Origin of the sequence: Sphingomonas sp. S-NIH.Pt3_0716, from assembly GCF_003950715.1 — a bacterium.
In the GTDB taxonomy this organism is placed as follows: domain Bacteria; phylum Pseudomonadota; class Alphaproteobacteria; order Sphingomonadales; family Sphingomonadaceae; genus Sphingobium; species Sphingobium yanoikuyae_A.
This window is the reverse complement of record NZ_QLJK01000043.1, coordinates 1-20,134: the sequence shown is the minus strand read 5'-3', so window position 1 is coordinate 20,134 and position 20,134 is coordinate 1. Positions and strand designations below refer to the sequence as shown.

The window sequence follows — 20,134 nt, the reverse complement described above, 5'->3', positions numbered from 1 at the left end:
GAAAGGCTCTTCTGAAGGATGGACCTGCCAGCTAAACTGCGCAAGGCGGCGTGCGATCCCGCTCCTTTTGAACAATCGCTATGATGAATGTTAACACAGACCTCTGCTTTGAAACCTCGTCCGCATGGGTTGGTTACGAGAAGCGGGGCATGGAACTCATGCCGCCCTACACCGGTAATTAGGAACCCATGCGATGGCAAAATCCCCTTCGCGCGGCGTTAAGGCGCCCGCTGCTAACAAGCGCAAATCCGCAAGCACCGCAGCGGGCGTGGAAGCCCATCTGGAAGGATTTGATACTCAGATCGGGTCCGGTGGTGAAGTGCATCAGCTAGCCAAGGATGACGTGCTTACGACCCAGCAGGGTGTGCCTGTCTCGGACGATCAGAACAGCCTGAAGCTCGGCGAACGCGGCCCGACGCTACTGGAGGATTTCATCCTTCGCGAAAAGATATTTCATTTCGATCATGAGCGCATCCCCGAGCGCGTGGTCCATGCTCGCGGATTTGGCGCGCATGGCACCTTTACGCTGAAGGAGAGCCTGGAAGAGTTCACGGTCGCCAAGGTGCTGACCGAAGTCGGCGAGCAGACGCCGATGTTCGTTCGCTTCTCGACAGTGGCGGGTAACAAAGGATCGGCTGATCTCGCCCGGGATGTACGCGGCTTCGCGGCGAAATTTTATACCAAGGAGGGCAACTGGGATATTGTCGGAAACAACATCCCGGTCTTCTTCATCCAGGACGCAATCAAATTCCCCGACCTCGTCCATGCAGCAAAACAGGAGCCGGACCGCGGCTTTCCTCAGGCTCAGACGGCGCACGATAATTTCTGGGATTTTATCAGCCTCACCCCGGAGTCCATGCACATGGTGATGTGGATCATGTCGGATCGAACCATACCGCGCTCGTTCCGGTTTATGGAGGGGTTCGGTGTTCACACCTTTCGTCTGATCGATGCTGACGGAAATGGCAGCTACGTCAAATTCCATTTCAAGCCCAAGCTTGGCTTGCAATCAGTGATGTGGAACGAGGCCGTCAAAATCAATGGTGCCGATCCTGATTTCCATCGGCGCGACCTCTGGGATGCTATCACCATGGGGACGCCGCCGGAATGGGATCTGGGTGTTCAGATTTTCGATGACGCCTTCGCGGACGAATTCGCGTTCGACATCCTCGATTCCACCAAGCTTATTCCTGAAGAACAGGTGCCGGTGAGGATTATCGGGAGCTTCGTCCTCGACCGAGTGGTCGACAACTTCTTCGCGGAAACCGAGCAAGTCGCTTATTGCACCCAGAATGTCGTGCCCGGCATAGGGTTTACGAATGATCCGTTATTGCACGGGCGGAACTTCTCGTATCTCGACACGCAGTTGAAGCGTTTAGGCAGTCCGAATTTTACGCATATCCCTATCAATGCGCCGCATGCGTCAGTCAGCAATTTCCAGCAGGATGGGCATATGGCGATGCGTAATCCCAAGGGGCGCGTCAATTACGAGCCTAATAGCTGGGCGTCATCGCCCACCAATCCTCGAGAAGATCCACAAACCGGCTATCGCCATTTCGCTGCCGAAGAAAGCGGGCGCAAGGCACAGGTGCGCTCGCCCTCATTTGCCGATCATTATAGCCAGGCGCGGCAGTTTTTCATCAGCCAGACGCCGATCGAGCAAAAGCATATCGGCGACGCGTTGGTCTTCGAACTCTCCAAGGTTGAGCGTGCAGACATTCGTGAACGCATCGTTGCTCATCTGCGAAATATCGACGAGACGCTCGCTACCGTCGTTGGCGGCGGGCTGGGGCTTTCCGAGCTCCCTCAAGCGTTCCCGGCAACAGTCGAAACCCGTCAGGATCTGCCGCCGTCTGACGCCCTTAGCATCGTCAAGAACGCGCCAAAAAGCTTCGAAGGGCGTAAGCTGGGCATCCTAGTCAGCGATGGGGCGCCCGCCGCGCTGATCAACGCCTTTATCGAAACCTTGGGTAAACTACCAGCGGTCTATGAAATTGTGGCACCCAAGATTGGAGGTGCTGTCCTCGATGACGGCACTCTGATAGAAGCAAAGCAGAAAGTCGATGGTGGACCATCGATCCTTTACGACGCCGTAGCCGTGATCCTGTCGCCAGACGGGGCGGCTATGCTAGCCAGCGATAAGACGGCCAAGGATTTTGTCAGCGATGCATTTGGACACGGCAAGTTCATCGCCTGCAATGCCGATGCCCTGCCGTTACTCAATGCTGCTGGGGTGTCGGAAAAGGACCGCGATGATGGTGTTGTCACGGTCGCGAACGCCAAGGACGCCAAGGCATTTGTTGCTCTGTGCGGCGAGGTGCGTTTCTGGGAGCGCGAGTTCAATGTAGACCTGGATGCGGCCGGTTTCCTTCAGGCGAATGAAGCATGAGCTCGCTGGAAGAAGCGGGGGGGTCCTCTCCGCCGCTTCCGCCTCCGGAGCGTTTGCAGCAATTGCTATTCGACGCTGCCCGACTGGGCCGCGATGATATGATAACTGCACTTTTGCAGGCAGGCGCAGACGTTGAAGCAGTCGATGATCGCGGCCATAGCGCGCTCATTCTGGCAAGCTATCATGGTCATGGGACGACGACCGACCTGCTATTGAGCTTGGGTGCTGCACCGGATGGCAAGGATACAATTTCAGGAAATTCTGCGCTGATGGGAGTGGCATTCAAAGGCTACGACCATATCGCTCAGGCGCTAATCACAGCAGGGGCTGACCCTAACCGTACAAATCGCGCCGGTCAGACCGCACTGATGATGGCGGCTATGTTTGGACGCGTGTCCGTTATCGACTTGCTGCTGGAAGCAGGCGCTGACTTGCATTGCAGAGACTTGGAAGGAAATGATGCAGCGGCAATAGCGCGCTCCCAAGGTCAGGCTGAGATGGCAGAGCGCCTCTCTGCCCCTGAGCACGTCTTACGATCGTGCGGCAATGCCGCTGCGGTTGGCAATCTCAGCTGCAGTTCTAGGGTGATTACACCGGAACCCTGTGGTCCACTCAAGGTTATGTAAATATCATCTCGATAGGAGAGCTATATGAGCATCGAAGGCAAGGCCAAGGAGGCTGCGGGTTTCGTCAAGGAAGAGATGAACGAGCACGGCGACACGCCCGAAGCGAAGAAGAAGGCCCAAGAAGGCCGTGATCTTCGCAACGAAGGTCGTATCGAGGACGGCAAGGCCCCCAAGACGACCGAGCCGGGCACCGGCGCCAAGGAATAAGGCTCCTACGAGTTTCAGAACGCCGCCCTTCTAGGGGCGGCGTTTTTGTATCTGCCGCTGCTTTCTAAAGTGTCAGTAGGTTATCTAGCCCATCGGCATTGCCAGCCATCCCTGGCACCTCTTCAAGTTGCCGCAACGCCGTAAAATTGCCCCGATCCTCGCGGTAGCGGACGATCTCGAAACCATGCCCCTTAGGCTGCGGGACATCATCCAGTTCCTCAGCCGTCGTGGTATTCACATTTGACCTGCGTCATAGGTTGGCCTGCTCCTCCTCTGATAGATCGGCTTCAGGTGGATAATAAAGCGCCGCGCATTCCTTGCGCAGGCAGCCTCCTTCAATGACGATGTCATCCCGATAGGCGTCAGCGATGAACGCCAGCGTATCGACATGTCGGGCTTCGAAATACATTTCATGCACGTCGTCGCGCCCTGCGCCATAAACAACCCTTCCTACCTTGGACCAGATCGATGCCATTGTACACATCCCGCATGGCTGCAGTGTGGAGTAGAGCGTAGCGCCGCGCAGCTCCATTTCGCCGCTGTCCTCGCACCCCCGTCGGATCGCCATCATCTCGGCGTGGGCCGTAGCGTCTGGCAACTCCTCGGTCTGGTTGCGTTCGCCTGCGATGATCTTGCCATCGAGGACGATTACGCACCCCAAGGGCGATGTGGATGGGTCCGAGCCTTTGGACCGCGCGATCTCGATCGCTTTGCGCATCCATGCTTCGTCGTCTTCTGCCTGTGACAATGAACCCTCCTCAATCGTGTGCAGTGAAGTGCAGGGGCACAAGGCATCGCTCTGAGCCCCTGCAAGGGCCGTCAGGCAACGCCAGCGCCGCCAGTGGCCCCAAACACCTCACCGGTGATATAGCTGCCTTCCTGGCCTGCCAGCAGCACGTAGATCGGTGCGATCTCGACGGGCTGGCCAGGGCGCCCGAACGGGGTCTGTTCACCAAACTTCATCACTGCGTCCTGTGGCTGTCCGCCAGAGGATTGCAGCACGGTCCAGAATGGCCCCGGCGCCACGACATTGGCGCGAATGCCTTTTTCCATAAGCTGCTTGGACAGTGCCTTGGTGTAAGCGACGATCCCGGCCTTGGTGGTCGCATAGTCCAGCAGGATTGCGGAAGGGTCATAAGCCTGGATCGAAGCGGTCGTGATGACCGATGCGCCGGCGGGCAAGTGCGGCACCGCCGCCTGCGCGATCCAGTGCATCGCATAGAGGTTGGTCTTCAACGTCTTGTCGAAGTCCTCCGACGACACCTCCGAAATGTCCTCGCGGTACTGCTGTCGGCCCGCATTGATGACGAGGATGTCGAGCCCGCCGAGCTTATCGACCGCCTGCGCGACGAGATCGCGGCACCAGTCCTCGTTGGTGACGTCACCGGGCAGGTCGATCGCAGTGCGGCCTTCGGCCTCGATGAGCTGGATCACCTCGGCTGCATCGGCCGCTTCGCTCGGAAGATAGGAGATGGCGACGTCCGCACCTTCGCGGGCATAGGCGATAGCGGCAGCGCGGCCGATGCCGCTGTCGCCACCGGTGATGAGAGCCTTACGGCCTTCGAGCTTGCCGGAACCCTGATAGCTCGTTTCCCCATGATCGGGCACCGGGTCCATCTTGCCGGCTTCGCCGGGCACAGGCTGAGGCTGACGGGGGAAGGGCGGCTGCGGATATTGCGTGCGCGGATCCTGCATCGTGAGGCGATTGCTCATTGGTGAACTCCTTGGGTTGGGGATTTTTTTTCGCAGTCCGCTTCGTCCGTCAGGACGGCAGCGGCCATGATATGGGCGAGATGGCTGAGGCCCTGCGGCATGTTGCCAAGAAATCCGCGGCTCTTCGGGTCGATCATTTCAGCCAGAATGCCGTGGCCATGGGCAAGGCCGGTCTTCAGGCGTTCCATACGCGCGCGCGCTTCGGTCCGTTCGCCCAGAAGCGCCCAGGCTTCCGCCATCCAGAATGAACAGGCAAGGAAACAGCCTTCCTCTTTGTCCATGCCGGTGTAGCGATAGTGGAACTCGCCAGCACCTAGCTCCCTGTCGATTGCAGTCAGTGTCGCGCGCAGGCGCTCATGGCCGTCAAAGCCAAAGCGCACCGCCAGCGCCACGGATGCATCGAGCTTGTCGCTGCCGGGGTACATGGTGAATGCCTGTCTGGCTTCCGACCAGCAGTGCTCCTCGACCCATTGATAGATCCGGTCGCGCTCGCGCGCCCAGCGTTCACGGCAAGTGGTCGGTAGCTGTCCCCCATCGGCCAGTTCGACCGCACGCGCGAGCGCCTGCCAGCAACTGATCTTCGACATGGTGTAATGCTGCTCATCCTCCAGCTCCCACATGCCGGCATCGGGCATTCGCCAGCTGTCGGCGCATTCGTCGGCGAGGTGGGAAAGAAGTTCGGCGCTGGCACTGTCGAGGATGTTGCCACAGCCGACAAAGCGGCTCGCCGTCTCGAAAATGTCACCATAGACGCCGTGCTGTCGCTGATCGGTCGCCTGATTGCCGGTAATGACGGGGGTCGAACCGCGATAGCCCGGCATGTGCCATCGCTGCTCGACGGGGACGGGCTTGCCATTAAGGGTATAACAGACGCGTGCGCCATGCGTGCGAAGCTGGTTGATAAGCCAAGTGAAGGCCGCCTTCGCCTCGGCTTCGGCATTGGCGGCGAGGAAGGCTTCGATCGTATAGCCCGCATCGCGTACCCAGGCGTAGCGATAATCCCAGTTTTTGGCCCCCCCGATACCTTCGGGGAGCGAGGTGGTGGCAGCGGCGGCGATGGCGCCCGATGGGGAATAGAGCAGCAGCTTCAGCGCCAGCGCGCTGCGCAGGAATGCGTCCCGATCCCGGCCATCATAGGAAACGGTGCTGCACCAGTCGCGCCATTCCTGATCGGCGATGTCGATACGCGCATCGATCTGCTCGATGCCGGGGGCCACAAGTGGCTCATCGGCGCCCGCCACGATGGCGACGGTCCGCCTGTCGCCAGTGCTGACCGTGATCGAGCCGGTAATGCCTTCGTCCGACCATTCGCAGGCAATGTCATCGCTCTGGATGAAGAGGCCCAGCACCCGGTCGACATGGAAGACCGTGTGCTTCCCGATCTTGGAATGATAGGGGTTAACGGTATCGCCGCGCCGCCCTGGCCGCATCATCAAAGCGAACGTGACGCTGCCGTCCAGCCCATCGATGCGCCGCGCCAGTTCAGCCCAAGGGAGGCGACCGGCATGGCCGCTATTGAGGGATTCGGTGAGTTTCGCGCGCCCATGCTGGGTCTTGAAGATCGTTTCGAGGACATTGCTGTTATCGCGATACCGCCGCTCGACGGTGTAGGGCTCGTCCGGCTCGATGCTGAAGACGCCGCCATTCTCACTGTCGAGCAATCGATCGAACAGCGGCGGCGAGTCCATATTAGGCACGCACCACCAGTCGATGGCTCCGTCTATGCCGGACAACGCAACGGAGCGGCCGTCGCCCAGCGCTCCATATTGTTCGAGTGGCAAATAGCCGTTGGAACGTTGGCTCAGTGGAGCGGGTTCGCTGGAGGCCGGACGCAGATTGTCGAATAGCGCCTTCAACGCAGGAGCCTCCCAAACCCGCGAGAAAGGCCAAGTCCAGCTATCGCACCAAGACCGAGTAATGCGCCGGTCGCAGTCATTTTGAGAATGTCGCGGTGACGCGATGTGAAAAACTCGGCCCGGGTATCGATCACGCGATCCTTCGCATCACCATCGATCAGGGCCGGTCCTGTGACAGCCTCGTCGAGATTACCCTCGCGTGGTCCCATCGGCGCACCAAGCTGGGCTGTGACCATCTCAGCTGCCTTGCGATCGGAATAGGCGGGCGCAATACGCTGGCCCAGCGCCATCATCGCCGTCGTGCGCCCGACCCAGACCTCGCGCTGCGGATTCTCGACCGTCGCCCATACCGCTTCGGCGCAAAGCCGCGGATCGAAAAGGGGATCAGGAATGACTTGCTCATGGCCTGATCGGTTGCGGGACCATCCGGGCTGCGGCGTGTTGACGCCGGGCAGATAGACGACGCTGAGCGCGATCGGGGACGCCTCGTCGATCAGTTCGGCCCGCAGGGAATCGGTGAAGCCGGTGACGGCAGCCTTGGCACCGCAATAGGCCGCCTGAAGGGGGGCAGGGCGGATTGCGAGGCCAGAAGAAATCTGGACGATCGTACCTTTACCTGCGCTGCGCATATGCCGCAGCGCCGCCAGTGTCCCATAAACCTGTGATAAGTAGGTTGTCGCAGTGACACGCTGATATTCGGCAGAGCTAATTGCACCGGCGCGGGCGATGACGGTCGACATGGCGTTGTTGACCCAGGCGTCGATGCCACCAAGTTCGGTGGCTAAACGATCAGCAGCGGCATCGACGGCGTCGGGATCGGCTAAATCTGCACGCAGAGCAACTACTTTCCCGCCATGCGCTTCCAGCAGGCGCTTGGCACCTTCGAGACGTTCGGGTTGGCGCGCGATGAGGCCGACCTGCCAACCGCCCTTTGCAAAGCGCTCGGCGATAGCGAGACCTATTCCGGCGCTGGCGCCGGTGACAATGACAGACTGCATTAAAAGCCTTTCCGGTTCAGCAGAACGGAAAAGCGCCCGCCCGCATTGTGGCTAAGCTTCAAGAATGCGGCGCGCCGCATAAGGTTCGACGCGGAAGCAAAGAAATCAGGCGTCGGCAAGCCCGTTTGAACAGCCCACGCGCCTCATGCCAGACAGACGCACAGTTGATCGACGCGCCCAAAATCTTCCCGGAAACAATTCTTCGTAATCGAGTTTAATGATCGCTGAAACGCGGCCTCGACCATGCTTGAGGCAAGCTAATCATATCAGATTTCCATCCAAGCTCGCAGGAGAAATCAATGTCCACCGATCATGACATCAAGACGCTCAATTCGCTGATCGAGACGGTCATCGACAGCGCGGACGGCTATTCCGAAGCGGCGAAGGCTTCCGACACTTCGCGCTTCACGCCGATCTTTCTGCGTCGCGGCAGCGAGCGCCAGGCCCTGACCACTAAGCTGCAAGGCGAAGTGCGCGCACTGGGCGGTACGCCGGAAGATGACGGCACGCTTCTGGCAGGCGCGCATCGCCTCTTCCTCAACCTGCGCAATTCAATGTCGAGCGACGACGTGGCGATTGTCGATCAGGTCGAAGCCGGCGAAGATCACATCAAGCACAAGTTCGAAGACGCAATCCGCGACACGGAAGTCAGCCCGGCGGTCAAAGCGATCATCGAGGATGCCTATGTGACCGTGAAGGCCGGTCATGACGAAATTCGCGACCTGAAGCACTCGCTGCACGACTGATCTCGGCTATACCGTACAAATAGGAGGGGCATGGCGGTTTCGCCATGCTCCTTCTTTTACGCGGCAAATATTGCGCAGAAAATAAGCGAGGTTGCGTTCAGTTTGGCCGTTAGACGAATGTCCGGTTCGGCGCCCCATCGCGGGGATAGCTGAGCGGCAAACATCTCTGTATCTGCGCTCCAAACGCGACAGTCGCCTACCGGCCAGTCTTAAACATCCAGAATGGGGAAAGCTGCCTCTCTGCATCTGGGGACGCGAAACTGATGGCTAAGCGCGTCCACAAGCGGTCGTTTTTTGGCGGGAATGCGCCAGTTCAAATCGGTCGCAGCGTTCCGAGAAAGTCTCCAAGAAATCGGGCCTCCAGCTGCAATGTGGGTGATCTTTGAATCTCGAGAGGGGCGGCGCTAGTCAGTATGTGACTGTCGAGCCGCACCTATTGCGGTGATTTTCGGACTATGGAGGGATGGTGAGCCGCCTGCAGATTTCCGGTCGCATGCGGCGGGCTAGGAGGTCAGATGACTAGCGCAGCGATCCTGACCTTCACCGTTAGGAAACGAAATTTCACGCAGCGACGCCGCTCGTCAGCCCGATCCCGTCGACCTGTTGAAGGAGGGCAACACAGTTCTCAAAGCTGGACGAGGCCACATACACGTGACTGCCATCTGCATGGCGGATGCTGAGTTCCCAAAGCATGTCAGTCGAAATGCAAAGTCGGCGCGCTTCGTCATTCTCGAACTGGACAGTCTCACCCCGGCGCTCCCGGTCCAGAAGATGCCGCGCCACGGTTGTTCGCATATCACGATGGGCGTTACAGCGGATCTCGATAGTATCGACGCGGTTGGCAAACCATTGCAATGTGCGGGATTCAAATACCACGAGCGTCTCCAGTCAAGGAAGGCTGAGCAGCCAATGAGACGCGCGGTCTGGCTCCTTGTTCCACAATTATTCGAAACCTTTATCGAGATTAATAAGAAAGGGTTCATGGGCAAATAATCGGTGCGCCGGGACGATCTCGTCGAGCACAAGATGCGTATCGCGCCACCATTCAGCTGGAGGCAGATCACCAGTGGCGGCAACCGTGGCTGCCGCGCGGATCATGAAGGCGCACGTCAGTCGCACATCGCGATGGCTGCGTGTGAAGGCAAGAACGTGGCCGGCCCGTGGTCCTTCGATCAGCACGGGCTTGTAAGTTCCGGACGCGAACAGTTCGGGATTGTCGCGGCGCATCGACAAAAGCCGATGAACAAGCTGCAGCTTACCGTTTCCGCCGACGTCGCGCATTGCGAGCAGTGCTTTGCGTCGGGCATAATCTACAGCCCGTCGATTGTCAGGGTCGACGAGGCTGAGATCTTCCAGTTCACATCCCTGATAGATGTCAGGGACGCCTGGCAGGCAGAATTTGAGCGTCGTCTGAACCAGACTGTTGATCCGCGAAGCAGGCGCCATTTGCTTGACGAAATGCGCCAAGTTGCTCGCGAAATTCTGGTCGGCCAGCAGATTGGAAACCAGCCGGGCCGCCTTCTTCTCATAATCAAGATCCGGATCCTCCCAGCTTGATCGTAGGCGGGTCTCTCGCAGCGATTTCTGCTGCCAGGCGAGGATACGCTCCTCGAAGCGGGGGGACGTGCCTTCATCTGACCAAGCACCGAACAAGGTTTGGAAAAGCTGATAGCGATCGGCGGGATGGACGTTAGGTCCGCACTCATCGGCAACAACGTTCCATTGCTGGACGCGGTCCGCCCACAGTTCGGGGATAGCGCTCAGGGTGGCGATGCGCGCGCGACTATCCTCGCCCCGCTTATGGTCGTGGGTCGCGGTTGCCAGCATCGCGCCTGGAAAATCGCGCGCGCGGTCCATCACCCGGCGGTGGAATTCGGCTGGCGAGACCGCAAACTGCTCGGGCGCCGATCCGACCTCGTTGGCCGACAGGAGAGGCGCTCGGCGATAAAAGGCGGTGTCCTCGACCCCTTTGGCTGCGATGGGCGCCGAGAGCTGCTGGAACTTGCGAACGGCCTCGGCAGCAAAATCTGCGCTGCCGGGGCCGTCGCCCGCAAGCCAGGCAAGGATTTGCCGGGCCACCGGTCCTTCGCCCGGCGCCAGCTGCGACCGCGCTGCTTCCCATGCGTCCGCCCGCGCAACCGCATCGCTATCGGGAGCAGAGCGCCCGTCGCCATAGGTGCGATAAACCGGAAAAGCCTGCAACAGGCAGGCGATCGCTCGGCGGAGCATTGGCGTCGTCCATGCTTCGATCATGGACTGGCCGCTGCTCGAGGCAAGCCTCCCAAATTCTTCCACGCAGGCGGCCAACTGCGCCTCGAACTGCCAGTCGAGCATGTCGCGCTTCGCCTGTCGGACTACCTTCTGCGGATCGGCATGATCGGCATCGAGCGCCACCCAGAGGCGTGCGAGCGGCGCCTCGCCTACAGGGTCGTGCAGCAGGGCCATGATATCGCGCATGAAATCATAGCCGGTCGTCCCGTCTACACCCCAGTCTGTGGCGAGAGCTTCCTGCGCGCCGAGAATCTTCTCAATCAGGATGATGGCGCCGGGACGTATGGCATCCATGCGGGCGCGGAGCTTGCGGCAATAGCCCGCCGGATCGGATAGACCATCGACATGGTCGATCCGCAGACCGTCGATCAGGCCCTGGCGATACAGGCGGAAGTATAGCGCATGGGTGGCTTCGAAAACGGACAGCTCCTCGACCTTGAGGCCGGCCAGTTCGTTGATGGAAAAGAAGCGGCGCCAGTTCAGCAGGTCGTTGGCGGCGCGCCAATGGACGAGAGCGTAATGCTGAGCATGGGCGATCGTCGATACATCGCCTTCCAGCGGCCCATCCGGGCGCAGGGGCAGCTTCTGCTCTCCATAGAGGAGGAGATGTGCTTCGCCCTCCGATCCCAAGACCAGATCACCCTGCGCGATGACGTCAGCCAACGGGGCTCCCAATATCGGCAAGATCAAAGGCCCATTCCAGTCGATATCGAAGTAGCCGGCGTAGGAGCTGGCACGGCCCAGCCGCAGAATATCGTTCCACCATGGGTTCTCGCCGCCCGCCACGCCCATATGGTTGGGAACGATGTCGATGATGATGCCCATGTCATGGGCACGCAGGGCTGTGACGAGGCTGCGGAAGCCGTCCTCGCCGCCCAGTTCGGGATTGATCCGGGTCGGGTCGACGACATCATAGCCATGCGTAGAGCCGCTGCGCGCGGTCGTGATCGGCGATGCATAAAGGTGACTGATGCCCAGATCCGCCAGATAGGGGACAATCGCCTCGGCTGCTTTGAAAGGAAAATCCTTCGTCAACTGCACCCGATAAGTCGCGCGCGGCGTCATGGCTGCTCCTCCTGCAACAGGGCGGCTGCCGGACGGATCTTGTTCAGGCAGGCGATGCGCCGCTGAACCGCAGGCTCGGCCAGCAGAGCGTCGATCGGTGCCGGGAGGCGGCGACGCCAGTTGGGATGCTCGGTTGTGGTGCCAGGAAGGTTGGGCTGTTCGACAAGACCGGCCAGATCCTCCATGGGTACCAGCAGGAGCGGCGAAGCTGACCCGGCCAGAAAGCTTAAGGCCCGCTCGATCACGGGCGTCGGATCGTCGTCGCTCGGCTGCGGCGCTCCCGATCCGATGGCCTGCCACAGCTTACTACGTGCCTTGGCGCGTTCCGCCTGTGTCTCTCCACCTCGATTGAGCGTGCGGTTCCAATCCAGGTCGCGGCCGGTCCACCAGCCGGCGATTGTCGCGATATCATGGGTGCCGCTCATGGCGACGGATCCTGGAGGATAGGCGGAGGCGCCGAGAAATCCCTTATCGTCGCGTGTAAAGGGGAGGACGGTCATGCCGTAAATGCCCGCCTCTCCCAGCGCCTCGCTAAAGCCGGGCGGCCGGGTGCCCAGATCTTCGGCGATGACGATCGCGTCGGCGCGCCAGGCCTCCAGCTTCAACAGGCGCAGCAGGTCGTTGAACGGATAAGTGAGATAGGCCCCCTCGCTCGCCGGACGGCCTTGCGGGATCACCCAGAGCCGCTGAAGACCGAAGGCGTGGTCGATGCGAATGCCGCCGCCTTGCGGCAGATTAGCCCGCAGCATAGCGATGAAGGGGGCAAATTCCCGATCGGCGAGACCTTGCGGACTGTAGCTGGTGAGGCCCCAGTCCTGTCCCTGTGGCCCAAGTGGGTCGGGCGGTGCGCCGATGCGCAGTCCCTGCAGGAATAGGCCGGGATCACCACGCGCTTCCTCGCCCTGCGGATCGACGCCGACCGCAAGATCGGCGATGATGCCGATAGCCATGCCAGCATCCCGCGCGGCGCGCTGGACGGCGTCGAGCCCGGCCCGCGACCGCTTCTGGACGAAATGTTCGAAGCCTCCCGCCTCACTTGGCACCACATCATCCTGTGCGCTGCGCGCGATCGCCTCCTCAAGAGCGGCCAGCCTGGCCGGGCCGGCGACGTCCCAGTCGATCAGAGCTGCCGAGGGCGACACGCCGGCTGTCTCAAGTGGGGCAAACAGCGCATTGAGCGCAATCCTGCTCGACGGCGAGTAGGGTGCGAAACGGCCCGGGTCGGCCAGCGACAGCGCATGGACCGGGCTCAGCGCCACAGCATCCGCACCACATGCCCCCAGCTGTGCCACCGCCTCGGCCAGCAGGCCAAAATCACCAAAGTCCTTGTCGTCGCCGCGCAGCGACGGGATCTGGACCGTGACGCCCCAGCCGCGTCTTTTTATGGCCGGGCAACGGACAGGGGCTGCCGCAAGAAGGATGCTACCGTCATCATAGACCGCGCGGTAGTAGCCGGGGCGCGAGAAGCCGCGCTCCGCGTCGATTTCGATCACCTCGCCCGTGTCGGTTCGAAGCGTGCGTACGCCCTCGGGCAGGGCGAGCGGTTCCCCGCAATCCACTGTGATGAGGGCAGGGCGGGCCGAACGCCGCTCGTGAAGCGCCGCGCGCGCGATGGTGATGGCTGCCTCGTCCCCATTTCCGAGCCCCAGCCCCAGCGCAGACAGGATTTCCCGCAGGCTCTCGTCGCTCACCTGTCGCTCCTCGCCATCCGCGTCTGTCCAGAGGCGGGCTATGCCCGCTTCCTGCGCAAGCTGATGGAGCAGCGTCATCATGGCAGATCGATCCAGACGGCGCAGCTGGGAGGGCCACCTGGCGTTCCAGCCGAAAATGCCGGCTTCTCTCGTCTGGAACAATCGACCGGCAGATCGCCAAGATTGAGAAGGATGGAAAGCAGACGCCCGTCGCCGAGCCGCCATAGCGCCTGTACAGCGCTTTGGGTCAGCACGGTCGCTTCAAGCGCGTGCGCGCCAGCGATTCCCGGCACGATCGCGCGGTGGCGCAGTGTCAGAAGCGTTTGGTAGAAGCGGCGCCATTCGGCCGCGTCAGGCCCCTCCACTATCCGACCCATGTCGAAGGTTTTGTGGGCGTTGGGATCAGGAATGCGCGCGCGGGCGTCCTGACTGGCGAAGGCGGCAAAGCTCTTGAACTCGCGGCGTCGGCCCTCGCGTACGGCATCGGCCAATTCGTCATGGAAATCGGTGAAGAAGAGGAAGGGGCTGGTCGCGCCGGCCTCCTCCCCCATGAAAAGCAGGGGGATGTGCGGCATGAGCAGCAGGAGCGTCGTCGCGGCCTTCAGCCGTTCCGGCGATGTCAGCGCGATCAGCCGCTCGCCCAGCGCACGATTGCCGGTCTGGTCGTGATTTTGAAGGAAGGCGATGAAGGCCGATGGGGGCAGATGGGCGCTAGGCGTCCCACGTAGCTTGCCCTGCTGATGGGGCGATGGATCACCCTGATAGATGAAGCCTTCCATAAGACATCGCGCGAGCCGGTGCGCCGGGCGCTCGGCGAAGTCCTCATAGTAGGCGTCACGCTCACCGGTCAAAAGGACGTGCATGACATTGTGGAAATCGTCATTCCACTGGGCATCATAGCGCATGGGCCCCAGGCGGCCGGCATCATTACGCTCATTTTCCAGCATCAGGTGGATGTGGCGCCCGGGCGTGGCGGCGCGAAGGTCGTGCGCCAGCGCGTCGAGGAACGCGTCGTCGTCGATCGCATGGACCGCATCGAAGCGCAGTCCATCGAAGCCATAGTCATTGAGCCACATCAGCGCATTTTCGCGGAAAAAGGCCGCGACCGGCGGACGATCGACCGCCACCGCGCCGCCCCAGGGCGTGTGGCGTTCGGCATGGAAGAAGGGCGCGGCATAGGCGCCCAGATAATTGCCGTCCGGGCCGAAATGGTTGTAGACGACGTCGAGGAAGATCATGAGACCCAGTTCATGCGCGGCGTCGATCAGGCCACGCAGGTCCGCAGGACTTCCATAGACCTCGGCCGGCGCAAAGGGCAGGACGCCATCATAGCCCCAGTTGCGCGATCCACTAAAAGCGTTGACGGGCATCAATTCGATTGCGGTGACGCCCATGGCGGCCAAAGCGGGCAGTCGGTCAGCCACGCCGGTGAATCCGCCGCACAGGCCGACATGCAGCTCATAGATGACGGCTTCTTCCCAGGGGCGACCCGTCCAGCCGGTGGCAGGCGGCGATATCGGGGTGACGACGCTCCAGCCGTGGACACCGCCAGCTTGGCGGCGCGACGCGGGATCAGGGACTGCAAGGTCGGGGGCAAGGCGGAAGCGATAATGGCTGTCCTCGCTGGCCCTGGTCTCAACACAGAACCAGCCATCATCAGCGGGCTCCATCGGCAAGGTCGCTCCGCCCTCGATTTCGAGCGACACGCTTTGTCGGTCGGGTGCCCAGAGAGCGAAACGCCAGCGTCCCCCACCGATGTCGGCCGGGCCCCATTGGATCATGGTCGCGGCCTTTCACCCAGCCAGCAAACCAGCACAGCGGAGTGGGCCTCGACCCGGTAATCGTCGCCGATCGCGAAGGGTTCCCGCTCCGGCTGCGCGCTGTCGATCAGCACTTGCCGCGGCGCCGAGGGAGCGGGGAGGGTGAAGTCGATGGGGTCTCCGCTCGCATTGAGGAGCAGTGTCAGCGCCTCGACTCGCCCATCCTCCAGCAGGGTCGCCCGCCGCATGACGAGCGCACGCCCGTCAGGGTTATCCCAGTCCTCCCGGGACAGTTGCTCCCCGCGCTCGTCCCACCATTCGATGTCGTTGATGCCGAACCCCGGAGAATTCTGCCCGTAGAGAAAGGTCGATGCGCGCAACACCGGATGAGCCTTGCGCAGGGCAATCAACCGCGCGGTGAAGGCGAAGAGGGCCTTGCCTTCCTCTCCCTCCATCAGCGACCAGTCGAGCCAGCTGATGTCATTATCCTGGCAATAGGCATTGTTATTGCCGCCCTGGCTGCGGCCAAACTCGTCGCCGGCCACGAGCATCGGCGTGCCGAGCGAGGCAAGCAAGGTCGTGAGCATCGCTCGCCTTACCCTGCCTCTCGTCGCGAGGATGGCCGGCTCGGGGGTCGGTCCTTCCGCGCCCCAGTTGCGCGAAAGATTATTGTCATGGCCGTCGCGATTATCCTCGCCATTGGCCTCGTTGTGCCGCTCTTCATAGGAGACGAGGTCAGCGAGCGTGTAGCCATCATGGCTGGTGAGAAAATTGACGCTTGCCCAAGGGCGACGCGCACGACGATCAAACAGGTCGCCCGATCCTGAAAGCCGGGCGGCCAGATCGGCGCGCTGCCCGGGATCGCCTCGCCAGAAGCGCCGCGCGGTATCGCGATATTTGTCGTTCCATTCGGCAAATCCGGGCGGGAAATTACCGAGCTGATAGCCGCCCATGCCCACGTCCCATGGCTCGGTGATAAGCTTGAGGCGACCAAGGATCGGGTCCTGGCGCAGCACGTCGAAGAGACCGGCATTGGGGTCGAAGCCATGATCCGTACGGCCAAGCGTCAGCCCCAGATCGAAGCGGAAACCGTCTACTCCGAAGCTGGTTGCCCAGTATCGCAGCGAGTCGGCCACCATCTGGATCACGCGAGCATGAGTGAGCTTGAAGGTGTTGCCGGTGCCGGTGTCATTGAGGCAGTAGCGCGGATCGTCGGGCAACAGCCGGTAATAGGTCGCATTGTCGATGCCACGCCATGACAATGTCGGGCCAAGCTCGCTGCCCTCGCAGCTATGATTATAGACGACATCGAGGATCACCTCGATCCCGGCCGCGTGCAGGCGCCGCACTGCGACGCGAAACTCGTCATGGCTATCGCTGGAAAAATAGCCTGGCTCGGGCGCGAAGAAGCTCAGACTGTTATAGCCCCAATAATTACGAAGGCCTTTTTCCAGCAGGAAGCGATCCTGCGTGAAGGCATGGATCGGCATCAACTCGAGCGTCGTGATGCCCAGCCGCTTCATATGGTCGATGACCCTGGGATGGGCGAGCGCCGCAAAGGTGCCGCGCTCCTGCGCGGGGGCCGCCTCCAGCAGCTTGGTCAGGCCCTTGGCATGCGCTTCATAAATCACTGTTTCCGACCAGGGAACGTTCGGGCGGACATCGCGCGACCAGTCGAAACTGTCGTGGGTGACCACAGCCTTGGGCATGGCACTGGCACTGTCGCGTCTGTCGAATCCCAGATCCCTGCGCCGGCCGCGGACCGGATAGCCGTGCAGCACATCATTCCATCTGATGGCGCCAGACAGCCGTCGGGCATAGGGATCGAGCAGCAGCTTGTTGGGATTGAAGCGATGGCCCTGTTCGGGGGCGTAAGGGCCATGGACGCGATAGCCATAGAGGAGGCCCGGCCGTGCGTCGGGCAGGTAGCCGTGCCAGACCTCATCGGTACATTCGGGCAAGGTCAGCCGTGCGATTTCCTTGCGGCCTCCGGGATCGAACAGGCAAAGTTCGATCCGATCGGCATTGGCTGAAAAAATGGCGAAGTTGACGCCAAGCCCGTCAAAACTTGCGCCAAGAGGATAGGGTGATCCGCTCTCGAGGCGGTCAGGATGCTGGCTCAATGCGGCTCGGTCCTGTCATGGCGGGGGCGGGCGAGAACCAACGGGGTCAGACCGTCGGTTTGGGCACTTTCGGCCTGGTCAGCGCCTTTGCCGCTGCTCCTGTCGCAGCGGGAGGGGGAAGCTCGGCCAACTTGTCGACCTGCGCCACTTCCTCGGCCGCCTGACGCCAATGTTCTTCGGCAAGCCCCTCAGGATGACCCTGCGCTTCCCAGATGGCATGTGCCCGTACCCGAATGCGGTCGTCTAGATTATCCTGCACGCAGTCCTCCATCCGATACCGCAATGCGCGGCCAGCGATAAACGCGCAGGAAGCCCAATGGATGCAGCGACTGATCCAGATCAGCGAGAATTTTTGTTGCGCTGCAACCGGCATAACTTTGGCTCGTTGAGCGGCGGCCTCCGTTCAAGGATTTGCCATGGCTCCGCGCACGCTGCTTCAATTCTTTCACTGGTATTATCCCGCCGATGGCTCGCTCTGGAATGAAGTGGTCAAGGCCTCTTGCGAGCTTGCTGCAATGGGCGTGACGGATGTCTGGCTACCGCCAGCCTACAAGGGCGCATCCGGACAGCAGTCGGTGGGCTATGACAGCTACGACCTTTTCGACCTTGGCGAGTTCGACCAGAAGGGAGCGATCGCGACCCGCTATGGCGATCGGACCGGATTTGAAGGCGCGACGAAGGCCCTGCGTGACGCCGGTATCGGCGTGATCCTCGATGTTGTCTTCAATCACAAGATTGGCGCGGACGAAGTCGAGCCTGTGCGCGTACGCCGGGCCAACCCAGACGATCGCAACCAGTTCGAGGACGAGGCTTTCGAGGCTCATGCCTGGACGCGCTTCACCTTCCCGGGCCGACAGGGCCAATATTCAGAATTCGTGTGGGACAGCAGATGTTTCACCGGCGTCGATCATGTCGAGCAGCCGGACGAGGATGGCGTTTTCCGCCTGGTGAACGAATATGGCGATGGAGAATGGCATGACGAGGTCGACGGCGAGAATGGCAATTATGACTATCTGATGGGCGCCGACGTCGAGTTCCGGAATCAAGCCGTTTATGAGGAGCTGAAATATTGGGGGCGCTGGATCGCCGAGCAGGTGCCCTGCAACGGATTTCGTCTGGACGCGGCGAAGCATATACCCGCCTGGTTCTTTCGCGACTGGGTTGGCCATATGCGCGAGAGTGTCGATCCCGAGCTTTTTGTGGTCGCGGAATATTGGCACCCCGACATGGCGGCGCTTGGCCAATATCTTGAGCAAGTCGACCGGCAGCTGATGCTGTTCGATGTAGCGCTACATCACCGCTTTCGCGAGGCGTCACGCGCCGGTGGCGACTTTGACCTTCGCACCCTTTTCGACGACACGCTTGTCGCTGCGATGCCAGACCATGCCGTGACGATCGTCGGCAATCATGACACGCAGCCTTTGCAGGCACTGGAGGCGCCGGTCGAAGACTGGTTCAAGCCGCACGCCTATGCTCTGATCCTCATGCGCGAGCAGGGGACGCCCTGTCTCTTCCATCCCGACCTTTATGGCGCGCGCTACAGCGACACAGGGAGCGACGGCAAGGTGCATGACATAATGATTGCTCCTGTTGATTGTCTGCCACGGTTAGTCCAGGCGCGGCAGCGCTTCGCTCATGGCGCGCAGACGGACATTTTTGACGACCCGTACTGCCTTATAGTCGTGCGGCATGGCACTCATGAGCAAGCGGGCGCCATCCTCATTCTTACCAACCGTGACACCATGGAAAAGACGGTGGAACTGGGTCGCGATCATGCCGACGCTGCCTTTGTCGACTATCTTGGGCATTGCGACGAAGAGCGTGTCGCGGACGGGGAGGGGCGATTGACGGTGCGGGTGGCGCCGGGGTCCGTTAGCTTGTGGGTACGCAGCGACGTGCACGGCTGATCGCTCGACTGGCTGCATTCGGCTTCGCATTTCGCGGTAAGGAGCTAAATAGCGGGGACGTGGAAGCGTCGAGCCCAGCCTCATCAGACCGTCATGAGGTAAGTAGCTTCGATCTTTGAGGTCATGGTCGGAGGCGTTAACGGTGGTGATTTTGTGACCTATTGCCGAAGTTTCGGAAAGGGTAATACGTTCATCACCTATTCAGGATAACAGCCTCGCCTATGGCCGCAGTTTATCAAAGCCGGTTGCTTCGAACTTTCGCCGAAACAATTCGTCGACGATCGCTTGTTGCTCGGGGGTGAGGTTTGCAGGGTCAACGATTGCGGATCGTCCATCGACCAATTTTATCGTCTGTCATGGGCAATGCGATGGCCGCACAGCCGAGATGGTCTTGCATTCGATTAGCAGTGGTCGCGCACAGCGCTGTGCGGAGAGGTTGTCACCTGGCGTGATTATCAAGATGGCTTGTTTTGCGGCGGTAAAGTGGCTGCTTCATCAACCGGCATGCCTTTGCGTACTCGGTACATGAACGCACTCATGGAGATGCGATTGTGTCGTGCAACGAACAATGCACATCGGCCATCGGCCATTCTCAGTTCTCGGAGTTTCCTGACCATTAAATCGTTGAACTATCCGGCCGAATTTTGGGTCCAACTGAGTAGCCCCTAGACCGTATGTTCGTGCGGTGAAGTTGGCCCGCCCTCGGAGTAAGCAGGAAACGGGGGTTACGCCGGACGGGCCGGCGCCTATCCCCATGCTTAGGCGAGGGCGAACCATGCGCG

General features: G+C 60.9%; 16 protein-coding genes. 5 read left to right on the top strand and 11 right to left on the bottom strand.

The window, feature by feature from the left end; all coding sequences use genetic code 11:
- The first annotated feature begins 193 nt into the window (after positions 1-193).
- From BRX37_RS23650 to BRX37_RS23640, 3 genes are read left to right on the top strand one after another with little or no spacing between them, the layout of a single operon-like run.
- On the top strand, positions 194-2,389 hold the full coding sequence (locus tag BRX37_RS23650) for a catalase (protein WP_125989771.1): 2,196 nt from the start codon (positions 194-196) through the stop codon (positions 2,387-2,389).
- Entirely contained in the window at positions 2,386-3,015 is a 630-nt protein-coding gene (locus BRX37_RS23645; RefSeq protein ID WP_125989769.1) for an ankyrin repeat domain-containing protein, read from the top strand. Before BRX37_RS23650 ends, BRX37_RS23645 begins: the two co-directional genes overlap by 4 nt.
- A 24-nt stretch (positions 3,016-3,039) precedes the next feature.
- A complete protein-coding gene (locus tag BRX37_RS23640; protein ID WP_063975903.1) occupies positions 3,040-3,222 on the top strand; it encodes a hypothetical protein in 183 nt (60 codons plus the stop codon).
- Between the two features lie 64 nt (positions 3,223-3,286).
- On the opposite strand, the gene BRX37_RS23635 is transcribed toward BRX37_RS23640, so the two are convergent.
- The 5 genes from BRX37_RS23635 to BRX37_RS23615 all read right to left on the bottom strand — a co-directional run bounded on the left by BRX37_RS23635 (position 3,287) and on the right by BRX37_RS23615 (position 7,789).
- A complete protein-coding gene (locus tag BRX37_RS23635) occupies positions 3,287-3,460 on the bottom strand; it encodes a helix-hairpin-helix domain-containing protein (protein WP_125989767.1) in 174 nt (57 codons plus the stop codon).
- Between the two features lie 12 nt (positions 3,461-3,472).
- Complete coding sequence (locus BRX37_RS23630; RefSeq protein ID WP_125989765.1) at positions 3,473-3,970, bottom strand: nucleoside deaminase; 498 nt, start codon at positions 3,968-3,970, stop codon at positions 3,473-3,475.
- Positions 3,971-4,041: 71 nt separating this feature from the next.
- On the bottom strand, positions 4,042-4,935 hold the full coding sequence (locus BRX37_RS23625; protein ID WP_063975901.1) for an SDR family oxidoreductase: 894 nt from the start codon (positions 4,933-4,935) through the stop codon (positions 4,042-4,044).
- On the bottom strand, positions 4,932-6,791 hold the full coding sequence (locus BRX37_RS23620) for a glycoside hydrolase family 15 protein (protein WP_318276895.1): 1,860 nt from the start codon (positions 6,789-6,791) through the stop codon (positions 4,932-4,934). The genes BRX37_RS23625 and BRX37_RS23620 overlap by 4 nt, the downstream gene beginning before the upstream one ends.
- Positions 6,788-7,789 (bottom strand): SDR family oxidoreductase, encoded by a 1,002-nt coding sequence (locus BRX37_RS23615; RefSeq protein ID WP_063975899.1) that lies wholly within the window; start codon positions 7,787-7,789, stop codon positions 6,788-6,790. The genes BRX37_RS23620 and BRX37_RS23615 overlap by 4 nt, the downstream gene beginning before the upstream one ends.
- A 299-nt stretch (positions 7,790-8,088) precedes the next feature.
- Between BRX37_RS23615 and BRX37_RS23610 the strand changes: the two genes are divergently transcribed.
- Positions 8,089-8,535, top strand: coding sequence for a PA2169 family four-helix-bundle protein (locus tag BRX37_RS23610; protein WP_063975898.1), 447 nt, complete (start codon positions 8,089-8,091; stop codon positions 8,533-8,535).
- 561 nt (positions 8,536-9,096) lie between these two features.
- Here BRX37_RS23610 and BRX37_RS23605 read toward each other — a convergent pair.
- The 6 genes from BRX37_RS23605 to BRX37_RS23580 form a co-directional block, all read right to left on the bottom strand.
- Entirely contained in the window at positions 9,097-9,411 is a 315-nt protein-coding gene (locus BRX37_RS23605; RefSeq protein ID WP_125989763.1) for a hypothetical protein, read from the bottom strand.
- A 66-nt stretch (positions 9,412-9,477) separates the two neighbouring features.
- Complete coding sequence (gene treY, locus BRX37_RS23600; RefSeq protein WP_125989761.1) at positions 9,478-11,871, bottom strand: malto-oligosyltrehalose synthase; 2,394 nt, start codon at positions 11,869-11,871, stop codon at positions 9,478-9,480.
- Entirely contained in the window at positions 11,868-13,643 is a 1,776-nt protein-coding gene (locus BRX37_RS23595; RefSeq protein WP_277788566.1) for a 4-alpha-glucanotransferase, read from the bottom strand. The genes treY and BRX37_RS23595 overlap by 4 nt, the downstream gene beginning before the upstream one ends.
- Positions 13,640-15,343 carry a malto-oligosyltrehalose trehalohydrolase gene (gene treZ, locus BRX37_RS23590; protein WP_063975895.1) on the bottom strand — a complete coding sequence of 568 codons (1,704 nt, stop codon included), beginning with the start codon at positions 15,341-15,343 and terminating at the stop codon, positions 13,640-13,642. The genes BRX37_RS23595 and treZ overlap by 4 nt, the downstream gene beginning before the upstream one ends.
- A complete protein-coding gene (glgX, locus tag BRX37_RS23585) occupies positions 15,340-17,445 on the bottom strand; it encodes a glycogen debranching protein GlgX (protein ID WP_063975894.1) in 2,106 nt (701 codons plus the stop codon). Before glgX ends, treZ begins: the two co-directional genes overlap by 4 nt.
- 46 nt (positions 17,446-17,491) lie before the next feature.
- Entirely contained in the window at positions 17,492-17,818 is a 327-nt protein-coding gene (locus BRX37_RS23580; protein WP_202906983.1) for a DUF2934 domain-containing protein, read from the bottom strand.
- A gap of 43 nt (positions 17,819-17,861) precedes the next feature.
- On the opposite strand from BRX37_RS23580, the gene amyA reads away from it, so the two are divergent.
- Positions 17,862-19,352, top strand: a complete 1,491-nt coding sequence (gene amyA, locus BRX37_RS23575) for an alpha-amylase (RefSeq protein ID WP_125989759.1) — start codon at positions 17,862-17,864, stop codon at positions 19,350-19,352.
- Positions 19,353-20,134: the final 782 nt, after the last annotated feature.

What these genes read in the sequence shown, in the direction of transcription:
- BRX37_RS23650 (WP_125989771.1), top strand. Translation starts at nt 194, where the DNA reads ATGGCAAAATCCCCTTCGCGCGGCGTTAAGGCGCCCGCTGCTAACAAG.
- BRX37_RS23645 (WP_125989769.1), top strand. Translation starts at nt 2,386, where the DNA reads ATGAGCTCGCTGGAAGAAGCGGGGGGGTCCTCTCCGCCGCTTCCGCCT.
- BRX37_RS23640 (WP_063975903.1), top strand. Translation starts at nt 3,040, where the DNA reads ATGAGCATCGAAGGCAAGGCCAAGGAGGCTGCGGGTTTCGTCAAGGAA.
- BRX37_RS23625 (WP_063975901.1), bottom strand. Translation starts at nt 4,935, where the DNA reads ATGAGCAATCGCCTCACGATGCAGGATCCGCGCACGCAATATCCGCAG.
- BRX37_RS23615 (WP_063975899.1), bottom strand. Translation starts at nt 7,789, where the DNA reads ATGCAGTCTGTCATTGTCACCGGCGCCAGCGCCGGAATAGGTCTCGCT.
- BRX37_RS23610 (WP_063975898.1), top strand. Translation starts at nt 8,089, where the DNA reads ATGTCCACCGATCATGACATCAAGACGCTCAATTCGCTGATCGAGACG.
- treY (WP_125989761.1), bottom strand. Translation starts at nt 11,871, where the DNA reads ATGACGCCGCGCGCGACTTATCGGGTGCAGTTGACGAAGGATTTTCCT.
- BRX37_RS23595 (WP_277788566.1), bottom strand. Translation starts at nt 13,643, where the DNA reads ATGATGACGCTGCTCCATCAGCTTGCGCAGGAAGCGGGCATAGCCCGC.
- treZ (WP_063975895.1), bottom strand. Translation starts at nt 15,343, where the DNA reads ATGATCCAATGGGGCCCGGCCGACATCGGTGGGGGACGCTGGCGTTTC.
- BRX37_RS23580 (WP_202906983.1), bottom strand. Translation starts at nt 17,818, where the DNA reads ATGCCGGTTGCAGCGCAACAAAAATTCTCGCTGATCTGGATCAGTCGC.
- amyA (WP_125989759.1), top strand. Translation starts at nt 17,862, where the DNA reads ATGGCTCCGCGCACGCTGCTTCAATTCTTTCACTGGTATTATCCCGCC.